The organism is Kosakonia sp. WA-90, from assembly GCF_039871955.1.
GTDB lineage: Bacteria > Pseudomonadota > Gammaproteobacteria > Enterobacterales > Enterobacteriaceae > Kosakonia > Kosakonia oryzendophytica.
Window position 1 is genome coordinate 579,753 of the sequence record NZ_JBDPLJ010000002.1, and the last position, 17,570, is coordinate 597,322.

Annotated in this window: 18 protein-coding genes; 11 read left to right on the top strand and 7 right to left on the bottom strand. The window is 50.6% G+C overall.

Going from position 1 to position 17,570, the window contains the following annotated elements; all coding sequences use genetic code 11:
• Window positions 1-54: 54 nt before the first annotated feature.
• On the bottom strand, window positions 55-549 hold the full coding sequence (locus ABGA49_RS05915) for a glutathione peroxidase (RefSeq protein ID WP_347665280.1): 495 nt from the start codon (window positions 547-549) through the stop codon (window positions 55-57).
• 331 nt (window positions 550-880) lie between these two features.
• Here ABGA49_RS05915 and ABGA49_RS05920 point away from each other — a divergent pair, with 331 nt between their 5' ends.
• Window positions 881-1,906: an LLM class flavin-dependent oxidoreductase gene (locus tag ABGA49_RS05920; RefSeq protein ID WP_088238019.1), complete on the top strand. Its 1,026-nt coding sequence runs from the start codon at window positions 881-883 to the stop codon at window positions 1,904-1,906.
• 170 nt (window positions 1,907-2,076) lie between these two features.
• Here ABGA49_RS05920 and ABGA49_RS05925 read toward each other — a convergent pair whose 3' ends face one another.
• Complete coding sequence (locus ABGA49_RS05925) at window positions 2,077-2,988, bottom strand: LysR family transcriptional regulator (protein WP_061494195.1); 912 nt, start codon at window positions 2,986-2,988, stop codon at window positions 2,077-2,079.
• Window positions 2,989-3,089: 101 nt separating this feature from the next.
• Between ABGA49_RS05925 and ABGA49_RS05930 the strand changes: the two genes are divergently transcribed.
• Together ABGA49_RS05930 and ABGA49_RS05935 are read left to right on the top strand one after the other, a co-directional pair.
• Entirely contained in the window at window positions 3,090-4,211 is a 1,122-nt protein-coding gene (locus ABGA49_RS05930; protein ID WP_347665281.1) for an alkene reductase, read from the top strand.
• A gap of 3 nt (window positions 4,212-4,214) precedes the next feature.
• Window positions 4,215-4,754 carry an ester cyclase gene (locus ABGA49_RS05935; protein ID WP_347665282.1) on the top strand — a complete coding sequence of 180 codons (540 nt, stop codon included), beginning with the start codon at window positions 4,215-4,217 and terminating at the stop codon, window positions 4,752-4,754.
• Window positions 4,755-4,915: 161 nt separating this feature from the next.
• Here ABGA49_RS05935 and cfa read toward each other — a convergent pair whose 3' ends face one another.
• Window positions 4,916-6,064, bottom strand: coding sequence for a cyclopropane fatty acyl phospholipid synthase (gene cfa / locus ABGA49_RS05940; protein WP_347665328.1), 1,149 nt, complete (start codon window positions 6,062-6,064; stop codon window positions 4,916-4,918).
• Window positions 6,065-6,355: 291 nt separating this feature from the next.
• Between cfa and ABGA49_RS05945 the strand changes: the two genes are divergently transcribed.
• Complete coding sequence (locus ABGA49_RS05945) at window positions 6,356-7,090, top strand: helix-turn-helix transcriptional regulator (protein ID WP_347665283.1); 735 nt, start codon at window positions 6,356-6,358, stop codon at window positions 7,088-7,090.
• On the opposite strand, the gene ABGA49_RS05950 is transcribed toward ABGA49_RS05945, so the two are convergent.
• Complete coding sequence (locus ABGA49_RS05950; RefSeq protein WP_061494199.1) at window positions 7,084-7,629, bottom strand: GNAT family protein; 546 nt, start codon at window positions 7,627-7,629, stop codon at window positions 7,084-7,086. The two genes, ABGA49_RS05945 and ABGA49_RS05950, sit on opposite strands and share 7 nt — an antisense overlap.
• Window positions 7,630-8,109: 480 nt before the next feature.
• Between ABGA49_RS05950 and ABGA49_RS05955 the strand changes: the two genes are divergently transcribed.
• Window positions 8,110-8,592 (top strand): cold shock domain-containing protein, encoded by a 483-nt coding sequence (locus tag ABGA49_RS05955; protein ID WP_061494200.1) that lies wholly within the window; start codon window positions 8,110-8,112, stop codon window positions 8,590-8,592.
• A 34-nt stretch (window positions 8,593-8,626) separates the two neighbouring features.
• Window positions 8,627-9,166 (top strand): DUF2058 domain-containing protein, encoded by a 540-nt coding sequence (locus tag ABGA49_RS05960; RefSeq protein WP_347665284.1) that lies wholly within the window; start codon window positions 8,627-8,629, stop codon window positions 9,164-9,166.
• Window positions 9,167-9,196: 30 nt separating this feature from the next.
• Here the strand turns inward: ABGA49_RS05960 and ABGA49_RS05965 are convergent, their stop codons facing one another.
• Window positions 9,197-9,895: an RluA family pseudouridine synthase gene (locus ABGA49_RS05965; RefSeq protein WP_347665285.1), complete on the bottom strand. Its 699-nt coding sequence runs from the start codon at window positions 9,893-9,895 to the stop codon at window positions 9,197-9,199.
• 181 nt (window positions 9,896-10,076) lie between these two features.
• Here ABGA49_RS05965 and ABGA49_RS05970 point away from each other — a divergent pair, with 181 nt between their 5' ends.
• The 4 genes from ABGA49_RS05970 to ABGA49_RS05985 all read left to right on the top strand — a co-directional run bounded on the left by ABGA49_RS05970 (window position 10,077) and on the right by ABGA49_RS05985 (window position 15,222).
• Window positions 10,077-10,322, top strand: a complete 246-nt coding sequence (locus ABGA49_RS05970) for a YmjA family protein (RefSeq protein WP_347665286.1) — start codon at window positions 10,077-10,079, stop codon at window positions 10,320-10,322.
• A 406-nt stretch (window positions 10,323-10,728) separates the two neighbouring features.
• Window positions 10,729-11,004 (top strand): flagellar transcriptional regulator FlhD, encoded by a 276-nt coding sequence (locus ABGA49_RS05975; protein WP_071889929.1) that lies wholly within the window; start codon window positions 10,729-10,731, stop codon window positions 11,002-11,004.
• Between the two features lie 297 nt (window positions 11,005-11,301).
• Window positions 11,302-12,840: a methyl-accepting chemotaxis protein gene (locus ABGA49_RS05980; RefSeq protein WP_061494204.1), complete on the top strand. Its 1,539-nt coding sequence runs from the start codon at window positions 11,302-11,304 to the stop codon at window positions 12,838-12,840.
• A gap of 483 nt (window positions 12,841-13,323) precedes the next feature.
• Complete coding sequence (locus ABGA49_RS05985) at window positions 13,324-15,222, top strand: methyl-accepting chemotaxis protein (RefSeq protein WP_347665287.1); 1,899 nt, start codon at window positions 13,324-13,326, stop codon at window positions 15,220-15,222.
• A 35-nt stretch (window positions 15,223-15,257) separates the two neighbouring features.
• On the opposite strand, the gene ABGA49_RS05990 is transcribed toward ABGA49_RS05985, so the two are convergent.
• The gene (locus ABGA49_RS05990; protein WP_347665288.1) at window positions 15,258-15,755 is read right to left on the bottom strand and encodes a helix-turn-helix domain-containing protein; all 498 of its coding nucleotides are present in this window, start codon (window positions 15,753-15,755) and stop codon (window positions 15,258-15,260) included.
• 61 nt (window positions 15,756-15,816) lie between these two features.
• Here ABGA49_RS05990 and ABGA49_RS05995 point away from each other — a divergent pair, with 61 nt between their 5' ends.
• Window positions 15,817-16,053, top strand: a complete 237-nt coding sequence (locus ABGA49_RS05995) for a tautomerase family protein (RefSeq protein WP_061494207.1) — start codon at window positions 15,817-15,819, stop codon at window positions 16,051-16,053.
• Window positions 16,054-16,183: 130 nt separating this feature from the next.
• On the opposite strand, the gene ABGA49_RS06000 is transcribed toward ABGA49_RS05995, so the two are convergent.
• Complete coding sequence (locus tag ABGA49_RS06000; protein WP_347665289.1) at window positions 16,184-17,116, bottom strand: flagellin; 933 nt, start codon at window positions 17,114-17,116, stop codon at window positions 16,184-16,186.
• Window positions 17,117-17,570 lie beyond the last annotated feature (454 nt).

Genomic DNA, 17,570 nt, shown 5'->3' on the forward strand with positions numbered 1-17,570 from the left:
GGGGATCGCCGATGGGGTGGTCCCCTTTTTACATTCAGAACCGAATGGTTCGACTTACCGAAACACGCGGATGTCAAGAGCAGCAAGGATTGCGGCTTCCATTTTTTCCGGCGTGGTGAACGGTGCAAAACGCTTGAGTGGTTTACCGTCGCGTCCAATCAGGAACTTCGTAAAATTCCACATGATCCGCCCACCCAGTACGCCGGGTAATTCGTTTTTCAGATAACGAAATACCGGGTGTGCTGCGGCGCCGTTGACCTCTACTTTCGCGAATATCGGAAAGGTCACACCGTAGTTAATGTGACAGGTCTGCGCGATGTCGTCGGCACTACCCGGTTCTTGTTTACCGAACTGGTTGCAGGGGAAACCAAGCACCACCAAACCCTGGGCGGCATATTTCGCGTAGAGTGCTTCAAGGCCGCCGTATTGTGGCGTGAAGCCACAATGGCTGGCGGTATTCACGACCAGAACCACTTTACCCGCGTAGTCGACCATAGAAACAGACTGGCCGCCCAGAGTCGTGGCTGAAAGTTGATGAAAGGGGGTCATAGCGTCATCCTCAAAACAAAACCCGTTCGACGCCGCACACGTCGCAGGAAGTCGAGCCTGTTCCGGCTGGCGTAACAGGTCTGGAATCGTGTGCAAAACATCTTTGCAAAGTCGAACGAAAAGAACAACAAACAGACGCCCCTGACTCGTACCTGCTCACACGACAAGGTCGTCGAGTTGGTCAATTAATTTGAACCAGTATGTTAAACAAAGGATATTTATTCGTAGCATGCAATGCGTAGAGTAGGGGAGACATAAAGCAGAAGTATGCAGGCACTGTCGCCGGTGCTCTTCTGCTGATTATTTCCCTGAAGAGAAGGACAACTACGTCATGAAGAAGATCGGATTTTTGTCATTTGGTCACTGGACGCCGTCGCCGCAATCCGGAACGCGTTCGGCCGCTGACGCCTTGCTACAATCCATCGATCTGGCCGTGGCCGCCGAAGAGTTAGGTGCGGACGGCGCCTATTTCAGGGTACATCATTTTGCCCGTCAGCTCAGTTCGCCGTTTCCGTTACTGGCCGCTATCGGTGCGAAAACCCGCCATATCGAGATAGGTACGGGTGTTATCGATATGCGTTATGAAAACCCGTTGTATATGGCGGAAGATGCCGGCGCGGCGGATCTTATTTCCGGCGGTCGCTTGCAACTCGGCATCAGTCGCGGTTCCCCGGAGCAGGTGATCGATGGCTGGCGCCATTTCGGTTACCAGCCTGCTGAAGGGGAAACGGAGTCTGATATGGCGCGCCGCCACACAGAAGTGCTGCTGGACGTGCTGCGAGGCGAAGGCTTTGCCAAACCGAACCCGCAACCAATGTTCCCCAATCCGCCTGGGTTGCTGCGCCCGGAGCCGTATTCTGAAGGTCTGCGCGATCGCATCTGGTGGGGGGCAGGCTCAAACGCGACAGCGGTATGGGCGGCAAAACTGGGGATGAACCTGCAAAGCTCGACGCTGAAAGATGATGAAACCGGCGAGCCTTTCCACATTCAACAGGCAAAACAGATCCGTGCTTACCGTGATGCCTGGGCCGAAGCCGGGCACACCCGTACGCCGCGCGTCTCTGTCAGCCGGAGCATTTTTGCGCTGATGGACAGCCGCGACCGCGCCTATTTTGGCGGCAGCCGTGATGATAGCGATAAAGTCGGTTTCCTGGATGAGAAAACCCGCGCGATTTTTGGTCGCAGCTATGCGGCCGAGCCGGACAAATTGATCGAGCAACTGAAGCAGGATGAAGCGATTGCCGAAGCGGATACACTGCTACTGACGGTGCCGAATCAACTGGGCGTTGATTATAATACGCATGTGATTGAGTCGATCCTTAAGCATGTTGCTCCGGCTATGGGCTGGCGGGACTAACGTCGGCATTCTGCGCGAGTGACAAAATACCGAGGCGGGAGAGGCAGAGCTAGTCAGGAAAATAAAAGACTGAACTCTGGCTGGAGGGTAACCGCATTTACTGACAAGCCCGCAGACACGCGGGCTTGATACCGCTGTGCAAGGCAGGCCTGCGGGAAAGTGGACGCCGGTTATGTTTTTTCAAGCCAGTCGATGAAAAATTCAGTGAAAGCAGTTACCTGTAGCGGTTGCAGTCGCCGTTGTGGGTAAACAAACTGCAAGCCGACATCCTTTTTATCCAGCCGGTTAAAACCGATAAAGCTATCAGCAAACAGGACGTTAAGCTGCCCTTGCTCCACATCGTGCTTGACATCCCACCATGATTTAGCAGCAATGCCCGCACCGGCAAGTACCCACTGGCGGAGCAGTGCGCCATCATCACAGACCAGGGCCGGCGTGATACGAACGGTGCTGGCTTTTCCCTGTTGCTCAAACCGCCATTCATTCATCAGCATGCCGCGTAATTCCATCGCAATGCATTGATGCTGATGCAAATCTTCAATTTTTTGGGGGGTGCCAGCCTGCTGCAGGTAGTTTACTGACGCAACCAGTACCCTGTGGTTTGGCCGGATATGCCGGGTGACTAAATTGCTGTCAGGGAGATTGCCAAAGCGTACGCTCATATCGAGACGATTTGACACCAGATCGACGACATTTTCACTGAGATAGAGCGTACTTTTCACCTCCGGGTGCAGTCGGGTGAAATCAAGCAGGGCGGGGCCCAGGTACTGCCGACCAAAATCTGACGGTGCGGAAATACGGATGTTTCCGCTGAGGACCCCCTCTTTCTGCGTGAGAATGGACTCTGCATAAGACATCTCATCGAGCACCCGCAACGCGGCATGAAAAAAAGCCTCTCCGGCGCGCGTTAAGCTGATTGCGCGCGTGGAACGATTAAACAGACGGGTTTGGTAACGCTCTTCAATCGCTTTCAGCCTGGCGGTCATTGTCGCGGGTGAGAGTGCCAGCCGTCGGCCCGCAGCAGAAAGCCCGCCGGCTTTCACCACTTCTACCAGTAGCGTCAGATCTTCGAGTTTGCCCATTATTCGGATTTCCTGAAAAGAGAATCAGCTTCCACTGCAATTATCAAAATTAAATTCGATAAGTAAAGTGACGTTATTGATGGCAGACAGGAGAGTTTACGGTGGACAAGCATTCACTTTTTGACCGTTATCAGATGAAGCATATCAGTCTGAAAAACCGGATCGTTATGGCGCCCATGACCCGTGCGCGTTCGTCGCAGCCGGGCAATATTCCGACGGCACTGATGGCTGATTACTATCAGCAGCGCGCCAGTGCAGGGTTAGTGATTACGGAAGCAACGCAAATCTCCCCGCAAGGACAGGGATACTCCTGGACGCCGGGCATACACTCCGCAGAGCAAATTGCAGGATGGCGCCGGGTGACGCAAGCCGTTCATCATGCCGGAGGGATCATCTTTTCCCAACTGTGGCATGTTGGCCGCATGTCGCATGCGCGTTTTCACGCTGACGGTAAGCCTGTTGCCCCTTCGGCATTGCCCTCTGAGGCCAAAGTATGGGTGGTCAATGAGAAAGGTGAAGGGCAGATGGTTGACTGTACTGCGCCCAGAGCATTGAGCCATGCTGACATTCAGCAGGTGATTGAGGATTACCGTCAGGCCGCCATCAATGCGGTCGAGGCTGGCTTTGATGGCATTGAGGTGCATGGCGGAAACGGCTATTTGGTCGATCAGTTTTTGCGGCGTACCTCTAATCATCGTACGGACGAATACGGTGGTAGCCTGGTAAACAGGATCCGTTTTGCGCAAGAGGTGCTGGCGTCGATAAGTGATGCGATTGGCAGTGAGCGTACAGGCATTCGCCTTTCTCCTTTCATTACTCAGCGTGGCATGAATGACCCGCAGGTGATTGACGCGATTCTGGCGCTGGCGGCATGGTGCGATAAAAAAGGCATTGCTTATATTCATCTGGCGGAAGCGGACTGGGACGATGCACCACAGGTACCGTTAGCGTTCCGCGAAGCGTTACGCGCAACCTTTAATGGCACCCTTATCGTCGCGGGTAATTATACCAGGGATAAAGCCGACAAGATTTTACATGATGATCTGGCCGATCTGGTGGCTTTTGGTCGCCCATTTATTTCAAACCCGGATTTAACGTATCGGCTAAAGAATCATTTGCCGTTAGAAGAAATAAACGATCCCGCCACGCTATTTGGCGGGAGTGACAAAGGCTATACCGATTACCCCGTATATCACTCTACTGATGTCAGGAACAGGGAATAAACAATGCAACGACCACAATATTATTTAACGCGTGCCGCAGTAATGGTGTGTTTGCCGCTTTCTTATGCTGCTCACGCTGCCGATGAGGCGCTTATTCAACCCGCACAGTTAATTGTGGATCAGGAGATGGCGCAACCCCAACTGATGGATGTTGAGACGGCGGCACGACGCTATGCAACATTCTGGAATACCGGTGATGAAACACTGGCACGCAAGGCGCTGGCGGCGGATTTTATCGATAAAACGCCACCGGAAGGCCGCAAACAAGGACCTGAAGGGGCCATCCTGGCTTCGCGAGGGTTTCGTACAGCAGTGCCGGATCTGCGTTGTGAGGTTGAACAGATGATCATTGCTGGCAATCGCGTTGTGTCGCATCTTCACTTTCGCGGGCATTTCACCGGTACCTTTGGGAAATTAAAAGGAAAAGGCCAGACCGTCGATTTTATTGCTACGGATATTTATCAGGTGGAAAAAGGCAAAATCACGGCAAACTGGCATATCGAAGATAATCTGACGTTAATGAAGCAACTGGGGGCACTATAGCCATCCGGCGATAAGGATAATTCTGCGTACCCTGGCGGACGTGGCGTACTGCTCAGCCGTAAGAAACAGCTTATGCAGGCGGCGAAAGTCTGCCAGGGGGGCAGGGTTATATTATCCGCCAATGGACGAATGTCATTGAACAATCAAACCGGTGGGAAGCGTTAGCGTGCCACGCGCAGTCCACCGGTGACGCCCCGGCTAAAGACGATTTGCCAGAGCTGGATATTTCTGGCGCGAAACGCGCCCGCGCAGGCCGTCAGATAATAGTTGAACATGCGGCGAAATTCAGGAGAGTAATTCTCGGCTAACTGTGGCCACGCCTCATTAAAACGGCTATGCCAGGCCATCAACGTTTTATCGTAATCCGGACCAAAGTTATGCCAGTCTTCCATGACAAACCGGGGTTCGCTGGCTGTGGCAATCTGTTTTACCGAGGGCAGACAGCCGTTAGGAAAAATGTATTTATTAATCCAGGCATCGACGTTATGCCCGGTTTGATTTGACCCAATGGTGTGCAGCAGGAAAAGCCCCTCTGGTTTCAGACAACGATCCACGGTTGCAAAATAGGTGGCATAGTTTTTAGGCCCCACATGTTCGAACATACCGACGGAGACGATGCGGTCATATTGTTTGTGCAGGTCGCGGTAATCCTGGAGCAGGATGTTGATATCCAGCCCGTGGCCGCGCATTTCCACATACGCTTTTTGCTCCGCCGAAATGGTAATACCGTCGACTTTGACGCCATAATGCCGGGCGGCGTACAGTGCTAATCCGCCCCAACCGCAGCCAATATCCAGCAGTGTCATTCCCGGTTTAAGCTGAAGTTTTTCACAAATCAGCGCCAGCTTGTGCTCCTGGGCTTCGCATAATTCTTCCGCCTCTTTCCAGTAACCGCAAGAGTACTGCATGTTGGGATCGAGCATGCGGATGAACAGGTCGTTGCCGAGATCATAATGCACCTCACCAACCTGCCAGGCACGTTTGCGGGACTGCGGGTTGGTAAGCCGCGCAAAGGCAATACGGGCAAGATCGTAAAGGCGGGCAGGGCGCTGTTGATCCACACCCGCCTTCAGTAGACGCTCAAAAAAGATATCGAGGCGCTTGCAATCCCACCACCCCTCCATGTAACTCTCGCCGAGACCCAGAGAGCCCTGCTGTAACACGCGTTTGAAAAAGCGTTTGTCATGCACCCGGATATCCCACGGGTTGAACCCATTAATAACAATACCGGCCTGTGATAACAGCTCCTGCACGATCCGCAGCCATTGGTCTGGTTTACTCACATCAACGGCGGTACATTCGTTAGCCATCATTTTTCCTTCAACGGTTTCGTCGGTCAGCCGGAACATCTACCCGCCATAAGCGGCCTGGCGCGAAGAGCGAACCTGCTGCGAAAAGAGGTTATCTCCCTGATGGCCGGGTGGTAAATTATTCATAACTGAGTGAAATATGCTTAATGCCCGCTCATTATTCAGTAAACCCGCCCGGCCTGCGCTGTGGTATCAAGACAAACTTCATCGAATAGAGGTCAGGTTGTAATGTGCCCTAAGCTTGTGTCTTCTCCCTGTCAGCCTGTTTTCGGGCAGCCAGCGCCTGTGTTGATGTCTCTGCCTCGCCCGGTCTACTTTCGCAGTTATCCGCTGCCGGACGATACGGGTGTGGAGCAACATCAGCATCCGTTTGCGGAGTTTCTCTATGCGCGCGAGGGGAGTATGCGCGTGGCAATAGAAGGCAAAACCTTGGTCGTGCCTGTTCTTTACGGCGTGTGGATCCCGGCTCATGTACCGCATAGCATTCTGTCCAGTCATCATGTTCGGCTGGAAAGCCTGTATGTGGACGCGGGCTTCGCCGCTATCGAACACAGCGGCAGCAAAGTGGTGATCGTCAGCGATTTCGTGCGTGAGTTTATTCACTACGCGACGGCACATGTGCCTGAAATGTATGACGAAGAGGGGGACGATGCGCAACTGGTGAGCGTGTTGGTCACGCTGCTCAGACAGTTGCCTGATGCCGGGTTTTCGGTGCCGTGGCCCGGTTCACCCTTGCTGATGAACGTGTGCCGTCAGATACAGGAGTCGCCCGGCGACGCGCACAGCATTGAGCTGTGGGCGTCCTGTTGCGGCATGTCGGTGCGCACGTTCTCGCGCCGTTTTAAAAAGGAGACCGGCGTGGCGTTCAGCGAGTGGAAAAAACGCGTGCGACTGCTTGAGTCGGTTGTGATGCTCAAAAATAACCGGAGCGTCACCCAGGTTGCGCTGGATCTTGGCTACTCCAGCCCGGCTTCTTTCACGTTTGCTTTTCGCCAGATGTTTGGCGTTCCGCCGACACGTTATTGATTCCTTGCCTGCCACTCTCTTTTAAGCAGGGCGTAGACGAAGGTGTTGTCATATCTCTCCTCGCCGTCTTCCGTAACAAACGAGACGAACTCCCTGAAACAGCCTTCCTGGCGCATGTGAAGACGATCGCACAGTTTCTGCGAAGCAAGATTGGTGTCTTCAACATAGGCATACAGGCGTCTGGCGTCTTTTACGCTAAACAAATAATCAAACAACGCTGAGGCGGATTCCGTGGCAAAACCCTGACCTTCATATCGTGCATTAAAGTGCCAGCCTACGCACCAGGTATTCGGATCCGGCTCTTCACGGTTTTCGGCAAACAGGTGACCAATCAGCGTGTCACTCTCTTTCAGAGACACGGCGAACTGACTGGCATCACGCGACCGTTTATTAACCTCTTCTGCTGCGTCGGCGAGGGAACTGAGTTTCTCATCATAAAAACAGGGTGCGCGAGGCGAAGCGAGATAGTCGAAGAGCGCCGCGGCGTCGTTGTCGGTAAAGGCGCGAATGATGAGGCGCGGTGTTGTGGTGACGATCATAAAAGCCTCGCGGTTGAGTTAGCCCATCAGGGCGTCCAGTTTTGATTCAGAACATCCAGAGGTATGCCGGTTGCCGGGAGCGGGGCAACACGCCGTCATTGGTCGTAAAATGCTGCCTGTAATGCCTGTAATGCCTGTAATGCCTGTAATGCCTGTAATGCCTGTAATGCCTGTGCGCAGTGTACAGCATGCTCCAACGATAACGCACGGAGTCCTGCCAGTCTGTGAACCGGAAGCGATGAACATTGACGCAGTTTACCGCTTGCGAAAGCATCCGCTACGCGCGTTGCATCTGCTGTTAGAATTTCTGGTACAGCGCTTTGCGCTGCGGGATCGGTGCATGCCGGACATGTAGCGTGGCATAGACGTATCAGGGAAATTTATCCTCCGGACTGACCGTAAAGACGTGGTCTGCGCAGGCATTGTGCATTACACTGCGCGCTGCAAAAATTGAGTAGATAAACGATTAATCAGGCGGTAATGGCGATGAACGGAACAATCACAACGTGGTTTAAAGATAAAGGCTTTGGATTTATCAAAGATGAAAATGGCGATAATCGCTATTTTCATGTGATTAAGGTCGCCAACCCGGATCTGATTAAAAAAGATGCGGCGGTGACCTTTGAACCCACCACCAATAACAAGGGACTCTCCGCCTATGCGGTAAAAGTCATCCCGGAAAGTAAATACATCTATATCGCCGGCGAGCGCATTAAGCTCACGTCGATCAAATCTTACCTCGTTTACAGCGAAGACGTGCCTGCCGATGCCCGTATCGACAAAGAGAATGCGGTGCTTTCCGTCGGTTTGTTAATGGGGAATATCAGGCCGAAATCAGCCGCGCAGCCGGGCGAAATGCGTACGCTGAAAAAACTGGCGATCACCACCTTTCAGGGAACGACGTTAATCTTCTCGGAAGATGAGATAGACATTGATACCACGGTAAAAATGCTCAAAGTCTGACATCATCCATATTAATTAACGGGTAGCGACAACGATGACAAAACTCACCTTACAAGAACAGATGCTCAAAGCGGGGCTGGTCACCAGTAAAAAAATGGCCAAGGTCCAGCGAACCGCTAAAAAATCACGTGTTCAGGCACGTGAGGCAAGAGAAGCGGTGGAAGAAAATAAAAAAGCGCAGCTTGAGCGTGATAAGCAACTCAGCGAACAACAAAAACAGGCTGCATTATCGAAAGAGTATAAAGCGCAGGTGAAGCAGCTCATTGAAATGAACCGCATCACCCTTGCAAAAGGCGATATTGGTTTTAACTTCACCGATAATAATGTCATCAAAAAAATCGAGGTGGATAAGCAGACGCAGACCCAACTGATTAATGGCCGTCTCGCCATTGCGCGTTTGGCGGCAGATAACAACGGTGAGAATGAATATGCGATTATCCCGGCAAGCGTAGCGGATAAAATTGCCCAGCGTGATGCCAGCAGTATCGTATTAAACAGTGCGCTGAGTCAGGAAGCACAGGATGAAGACGATCCGTATGCCGATTTTAAAGTGCCCGATGATTTGATGTGGTAATACCCGGATACGACGCCCGGCGCCTGGCTTTCAGAAGGGACTGGCATGGCGGGCGTGGATCCACGTTTTACTGACCGGATGAATAAACTGCAACTCGCTGGCATGGAGCATCAACCGCGGTGTCTGCTCCGTGCCCGGCAGCAGACGACCGCCATAGAGATCACAGCCCAAAATAGGGTGGCCCAATCGCAGGCAGTGAATGCGCAGTTGATGGGTTCGCCCGGTCTCCGGCGTAAGGTGTACCCGCGTCAATGGCAGTAACGTCCCGTTTTCCGACTCGCGATAAATCCGTTCAATGACCTGATAGCGGGAACGCGCGGGTTTGCCGTGGATGGCGCAAATCGTCATCAGCGGGAAGCTTACCGGATCTTTGGCAATCGCTGCGTCTATTACCCCTTCGTCCTCCTCCAGATGCCCGCAAAGCAAAGCGGTATACGTTTTGGTTACGCTGCGCTGGCTAAACTGCTGACACAGGGCGGCGTTAATAGCCTTATTTCGGGCAATCACCATCAGCCCGGATGTCCCGAAATCAAGGCGGTGAACCAGCGTGCAGCCAGGGAATATCTGTACCAGACGATGATGCACTGAATCGAGATTGTGCGGGTTTTTCCCCGACAGGCTTAGCAGTCCGGAGGGTTTATTGATAAGCACCAGATGATCATCCTGATAGAGCGTTTCTATCGGGGCCGGGCATGGCGGGGCAATAAAGGTATCGAAAAGGGTAGACATCAGGCTGCCCGCAAAAAGAGTGGGAGCGGATGATAACTAATTTTCAGCCGACTGGCGAATCCACCGCTGCTTAAACATTTATCTCCGACATGGATGGCAGAAAAATAAAATAAGAGTGCTATTATCCAGGCCAGACGATGCAAGCCGCAACGGACACCACTTTAACCTCTGGGGACGATTGATGAACAACGATACACCGCTTAAGTTTTATGACATCGTGGATGAGTACTCGACCGAGTCAGCCTCGCCGGTGAACGAGTCAGAACGTGACGCGCTGGCGCGCTATTTCCAGTTGCTGATTACCCGTTTAATGAATAACGAAGAGATCAGTGAGAATGCGCAGCACGAGATGGCCACTGAAGCCGGTATCGACGAACGTCGTATTGATGATGTGGCGAACTTTCTCAATCAATGGGGCAATGAGTAACAGTTGCGGACACCTTGCGTGTCCGCTCTTGTTTTACGGTTTTTTGCACCCAACAGGAACACAGGGAAGATAAATATATGTTAACGCCGGTGCCCGTTATTTCTTAATTATTCTTAAGGTTCAGATGTGCTTATTTTGAAAATATAATATATTTTCATCCCATTGTTGATATATCCATTAAATTACAATCAGTTGCAGCGGTAAAAATAACCGGCCGCAATGGTAAACGTAGCGAGACAACGGTAATAATTGTATTAACGAAATGATAATTAATTATTTTTTAACGTCCTGAAATAAGTTTACATTATTTTTATAGCTAATTTGCACTATATATATATTATTGCGGCCGACGGATGATGTTGCCAGGGGAGGCTTCAGTTAATTAGATATATTCTCTGGTGCAAAAATGATTAAACACAACAACCTTCTTCATGATATTCATCAATTAAATTTAGCATACCTCTTACTCGTTCAGCGTCTGGCAAGCGAACCCGGAGATGTTAGCCAGCTAAGCAATGGCCTTAGCCATGACGTGATTGAGAAAGTCGCAGGATTAACGCTTCCTCAGCTTGTGTCTTTAGCAGAAACAAATCAGATTATTGTCAAACCCTCTTTTCACTCTTCACCATTAGAAAACAGTGGTGCTTACGAGGGCTTAAAATCGAACCAGCGTTTTATATAAATAGCGCCAGGTATTAACGTTCTTCGTGCTGAGTATCATTTGCCAGGCGGGCACCGCCAGTGTTACCAGAAATATTTTCTGATTGCTGGTATGCACATATTAAAAAAGAGTTTTGAATTAAGCAGAACGTCATTATTTTATTTATTTTGGTAGTAATATATTCTATCTAACCATTTGATTTAAGGAAATAAATAAAATTGAGTTAAATCTCAATGCGAAATGGTCGATAACATTATTGTTGTACGCTGCACGCAATGTGCAGTCATTTTTTAAACAAATTCATCCAAGGGATAAAACATGTCTGTAAGGCGTTTTTCGTTTCTCGTTTTCGGCCTTTTACTCTGTATTTTTCTTGTCAGTTCAGCGTCTAACCTCTGGTCACTGACTCGCAGTAACCAGTCGCTGGACAATGTGAATAAAGAAATTCGGGTGGTGTTGTCGGTTATTGATCCGATCAACCACAGTCGCACCCTGCGCGTGCGGCTTATGGAAGCGATGATTAACGCTTCTCTGGGCGATAAACAGAAAACGCAGGCGTCGCTTGAGAGTGCAAAAGCAGTGATGCAAAAAGCCACGGATGCATTTAATAATTATCAGGCTGCGCCACCGGTTGCCGGTGAAGAGGCACTTTCCGCTCCCTATCGTCGTGCCTGGCAAACCTATGTTGACGAAGGGCTGCGTCCGTTGATGGATGCGGCGAGTGCCAACGACACGGTGCGGTTCAACCAACTGGTCAGTACGACGATTCCGCAACTTGATCGCCAGTTTGAAATCACACTGGATAACCTGCTCGCTTTCCGCGAAAAATACGCCCAGCGCCTTAACAACGACGCGCAGAGTCGCTTTGTGAACAGCATGGTCACCCTCGGCGTTTTTGTCGCGCTGTTTACCCTGATTATTGCCGCTATCTTTATTCTGCTCAGACGTCGGGTACTTTCGCCGCTGGATACCGCACGTATCCATTGCCAGCAGATGGCCGCGGGTGAGTTACATATTCCCGTGGTCAACGGATCGAAAGATGAAATTGGCGAGATGCTGGGCTCACTGGAACAGATGCGTCTTTCCCTTGTTGAGATCATTACCCAGGTGCGTGCTTCCAGCCAGAGCGTGGCACACGCCGCAGAAGAGATCTCTGCCGGTAACACCGATCTCTCCGCCCGTACGGAAGAGCAGGCGGCTTCGCTTGGGCAGACCGCAGCCAGCATGGAACAACTGACGTCCACCGTTAAGCACACCTCTGAAAACACGCAGCAGGCGAACATGCTTGCCGCAACAATGCGTGACTCCGCACAGGAAGGGAATACGATTGTTGAAAATGCGGTGATGTCGATGAAGGAGATTGAATCCAGCTCCGGCAAAATAGACACCATTATCTCCTTAATCGAGGATATCGCTTTCCAGACCAATATCCTGGCGCTGAACGCCGCAGTTGAAGCAGCACGGGCCGGAGAACAAGGGCGCGGGTTTGCTGTCGTTGCAAGCGAAGTGCGTAATCTGGCGCAACGCTCGTCTCTGGCCGCGAAGGAGATTAAGGAACTTATTGAGGCCTCCAGCAGGCAAGTGCTTTTGGGGAGTGAAAGGGTGTCGCAGGCGGGTGAAAGCATGCAACGAATTATCACCACCGTTCAGCATGTTTCCGGCTTAATGGCGGAAATAGCCCTCTCGACCGGTGAACAGAGCCGGGGCATTGAGCAGATAAACCAGGCTGTTGCACAAATGGATACCGTCACGCAACAAAACGCTGCCCTGGTTGAAGAAGCCTCTGCGGCGGCACATTCGCTGAAAGAGCAGTCGCAGGTACTGGAAGAGACGGTAGCCGTTTTTAAACTTAGCTAACGTTATCACGAAAAATGTACAGGCAGGCGTCAGCCTGCCTTGTTGTTTGTTGCTGCGAAATCCCTCTCTGTAATGGTGACCCGCGAGTATTCTCGTCGGGTCAACACTCTCCTTGTCAGAACCTCACAGGAGCATGACTTTACCGTTCCGGAGCGTAGACACCTTGCCTGACAAAAAAGTACGAACGCGCATGTTACTGTCCGTACTGTTCTGCTTCATCAGAATGTACGCATATCGATAAAATAATATTGATTTCATCAAAGAAAATTTACCCACGGGAAATGACTCATTACGACGATATTGTCTTTTAAAGAAAAATGTGTGGCACATTAAAAAATGTGAACGGCAGAACGTTTTTTTATAAAACGTTATTTTGGCCTATAGATGCCGCTTTTATATGAAACGGCGGCGCGATTTAAATTAAAGAATTTCAACTAAATGCCGTTATTACACATAATATCAACCAGATCGGGTGCTGCTATTATGACATGGAAAAATACCCAGGGCCGAATAGGCCTGTTGCTTATAAGCTTTTTCGTTATCTTATTGATAGTAACCTATATTGTTATCAAGCACTTCGTCTCTCCGCAGATTATTGAAACTGAGACCAAAAATATTCAGGCGACGGTTGAATTACAAAGTAACGCGATTAAAGAGCAGATGAACCGTGTTAAGGCTCAGCAACGCTCAATCACTGAACTGGTTGTCGGTCTGCAAAGTGAGCAAATCGATGGATTATTACCGCGCCTGGTTAACCAATATGGGGATTTAAACGTGTTCGGCGGTGGGATTTGGCCTCTTCCTGGTCAGCGTGATCCGGCTCGGGACAAATTCAGTACCTTCTATGCCCGCGACGGAGGCGGCAACCTGCAAGTCAACACCGTCTGGAACCAGCCGGAATCGGCAAAATATTGGGAGCAATCCTGGTATAAAGACGGCATGAATGCGCCAAAAGGAGAGTGTGCGTGGGCGAAAGCCTATCAGGATGCGGCCAGCCCACAACCCCGAACTAACTGTGCAATGGCGATCTGGAAAGACGGCAAAGCCTGGGGTGTGGCGACCATCGACGTGACGTTGGGCTTCTTTAACCAGCTGGCTGTCGATATGGGCAAAGCGGTAAACGGCAGCGTGTTGATTGTTGAAGCGGATGGCAAAATCGTCGGTAACGGCTCGTCCGTACAGGATAAACCTGCGCTCTCAAACGTCCGCGATCTCGGTATTCCGGCAGCGGCACCGTTAGTTAGCCTGTTAGACCAGGGTAAAACAACGGAAGTGCGCGGGAGCTACGATGGTGAAGACGGCGCGCATTCCCTGTTCGTTCTGCCCATTAGCGGCAGCCCGTGGTTCATGGCGGTTGATATTCCGAGCAGCCACCTGGTGAGTATGTCTGACGCTATTATGACCAAGCTCACCATCGTACAGGCGATTATCGGGATACTTATCGTCTTTATCATGATGATTATTGTGCGCAATATTTTCCATAATGTGACGTTGCTCAATCGTAATATTGAAGCGCTCTCCAGCGGCGGTGCGGATTTAACGCAGCGTCTTGCGCAAAGTAAGAGCCCGGAATTTAACGCCATTATCAATAACTTCAATAAGTTTATTTCGTTCCTTAACGAGCTGATGCAGCAGGTAGGAAATAGCTCAATGGCGATCTCCTCGGCTTCGCGGCAGATTGCCAGCGGTAACCTGAACCTCTCCTCGCGCACCGAAGATCAATCGGCCTCAATCGTGGAAACGGCAGCGTCTATGGAAGAACTGACCAGCACTGTGCGCCTTAACGCCGAGAACGCGTTGCAGGCGAATACACTGGCGAAAGAGGCTTCGGCGGCGGCGAAACAAGGGGCCAGTGTGGTTAACAACGTTGTCTCCACGATGAACAACATCAATGAGTCCTCCTCTAAAGTGGTGGAAATCATCAGTGTGATTGACGGCATCGCCTTCCAGACCAACATCCTGGCGCTTAACGCAGCTGTAGAGGCGGCCAGGGCGGGTGAGCACGGGCGTGGGTTCGCTGTGGTGGCCGCTGAAGTGCGTTCACTGGCGCAGCGTAGTGCCCGCTCAGCTCAGGAGATCAAAAAACTGATTGAAGAGTCAGTGAGCAGCATTGAGCAGGGTAGCGGACTGGTTCGTCAGGCAGGGACAACGATGGACGGACTGATGGACAAAGTTGAAAGCGTGGGTGTGCTGATCTCAGAAATCAGCTCTTCCAGCGATGAACAAAGCCGCGGGATTGCCCAGATCAACCTCGCCATCAACCAGCTCGATAGCGCAACGCAGCAGAATGCGGCACTGGTGGAGGAGGTGGCGGCGGCCGCGCAGTCCATGGAAGAACAAACTGTCCAACTCGAAAATGTTGTTGGTAGCTTCAAGCTCTGACCAGAACAATAGCCGACTCAGCAGAGTCGGCTTTCTTATATTTTGCCTATGTCACTTATCCGCTCCTTTCCGGATTGGCTTTCAAACGCGATTATCTGAATGTTTTTTGGATCAACAACCTTACCGTCTGCCGTGACAAAGGCGCTATGCAGTACTTCTCCGCTTTCTTTATCCGATAAGGCAATATGCGGTGAGTCGTGCAGTATGTTTTTATGACCCCACTCCATCATGGAGATCAGAATCGGCGCAAGGCTGCGACCTTTTTCGGTGAGAACATATTCATACCGTTCACGTGCCCCTTCTTCTTGATAGGGGATTTTGCAAAGCAGGTCGAGTTCAGTCATTTTTTTTAATCTGTTTGCCAATGTTTGCTTCGTGATTTTTGTATGAGCACGTATAGTTTCAAAGCGAGTGACCCCGTAAAACGCCTCCCTGAGAACCAACAAAACCCATTGATCGCCAAGGAGTTCTGCCGCCGCAGCAAGCCCGCAAAGCTCAGGCAACAAGTACGGTAATGATTTATCTTTTGACATATATGTATTTGCCTTTTAATCTGGGTATGATTTTAAGACTCAGTTATTTAAGGAGAATACAATGCCCTTCGTAAATGTGCAAACCATGAAAGGAATAATGAATGCGGAGCAAAAAAAAGAGCTGCTACGTCGAATGACTGACCTTATTGTTGAAATTGAGGGGAAAGGCGATCCTGAATTCCGCCGTTCAGTATGGATCCGGATCGACGAACATGAACCGGAACAGTGGAGTCTTGGAGGGATACAGCCCACATCTGAAATGATTGCTGCAAAATTTGCATCACCGCAGCGCTCCTGATGTGCTTTCATCCCTTCACATTTTAGTGATGACTCATCGGCGGACAGCATGAATCTACCGTGCCGTGTTCAGTCCTGCTAATAGTAAAAACCGCCCATAAAGGCGGTTTCGGTAATAAGCTATTTTGTGATTAACGCAGCAGGGACAGCATCGACTGTGGAACCTGGTTAGCCTGAGCCAGAACTGAAGTACCTGCTTGCTGCAGGATCTGTGCGCGGGACATATTTGACACTTCTGTTGCGTAGTCAGAATCCTGAATACGGCTGCGTGCGGAAGAAAGGTTGTTCACCGTATTTTTTAGGTTTGTGATTGTGGATTCAAAACGGTTCTGGGACGCACCCAGCAGGCTGCGCTGGGAGTCAACAGATTTGATTGCCGCATCGATGTCAGCCAGCGGCGTGGTGCCGGAAGCTGAACCAGCTGCACCGCCGGTGACTTTACCGTGCAGAACGTCGAAACCAACAGCCTGAGTCTGGCGCTGGGTACCGTTAACGGTATCACCGGAAGCCATTGTTTTAGTATTCAGCGTGGCACCGGAAGTGCCTGCCGCAGCCAGGTTGTAGCTGTCGCTGGAGCTGATGTCTATACCAATTTTCTCGCTGTCTTTCGCGCCGACCTGGAAGTTATAAGTGCTGCTGCCGGAACCGGTGTTCAGCACTTTGATGCCGTTGAAATCGGTCTGCTTCGTTACGCGGTTAACTTCTTCCATACGCTGGTTAACTTCAGCCTGGATGGAGTCGATGTCGGACGCAGAGTTGGAGCCGTTCTGTGCCTGAACGGTCAGGTCACGGATACGCTGCAGGTTGTTGTTGATTTCGCCCAGCGCGCCTTCAGCGGTTTGCGCCAGAGAGATACCGTCGTTCGCGTTACGGGCAGCAACATTCAGACCGTTGATGTTAGAAGTGAAACGGTTAGCTATCGCCTGGCCAGCCGCGTCATCTTTAGCGCTGTTAATACGCAGGCCGGAAGATAGTCGCTGAATCGCCGATCCCAGAGAGGACTGAGATTTAGTCAGGTTATTCTGAGTCATTAGCGATAACGTGTTCGTATTAATAACGGACATGTGAATTCTCCTTTTTAATTTATTTAGCCAATTCCAGGCTTGGTATTGGTCGAGTAAGTCATCGGCCCTTTAATTATAAACTTTAGTCTCTCTGTAATTAATTTTTTGTGCAAAAATAAAATCTACACATATTAAACAAGGCATAAACGTAAGATCAGAAAAATAATAAATATTACCTTCCTTGGGAGCGTTTTTGTATTTGCTATAGTTGGGTTTTTTCTTGGTTTGGTGGGGTGTTGAAATTAAATAAAACGTAAACAAATGATGAGTTGAAAGATGTTTAAGCATAAAAAACTTTGGGAATTATATTTTATAATATATAAACAAAAGGTGGTGAATCCCCCTAAGCGGAGGGGCGTAACAGTTTGAAGATAACAGCCATGATAAACGCGAGCTTGTGCGGGAACTGGCCAAAGGCTCACCGGGAGGCACCCGGCACCACGAACATTAAAAT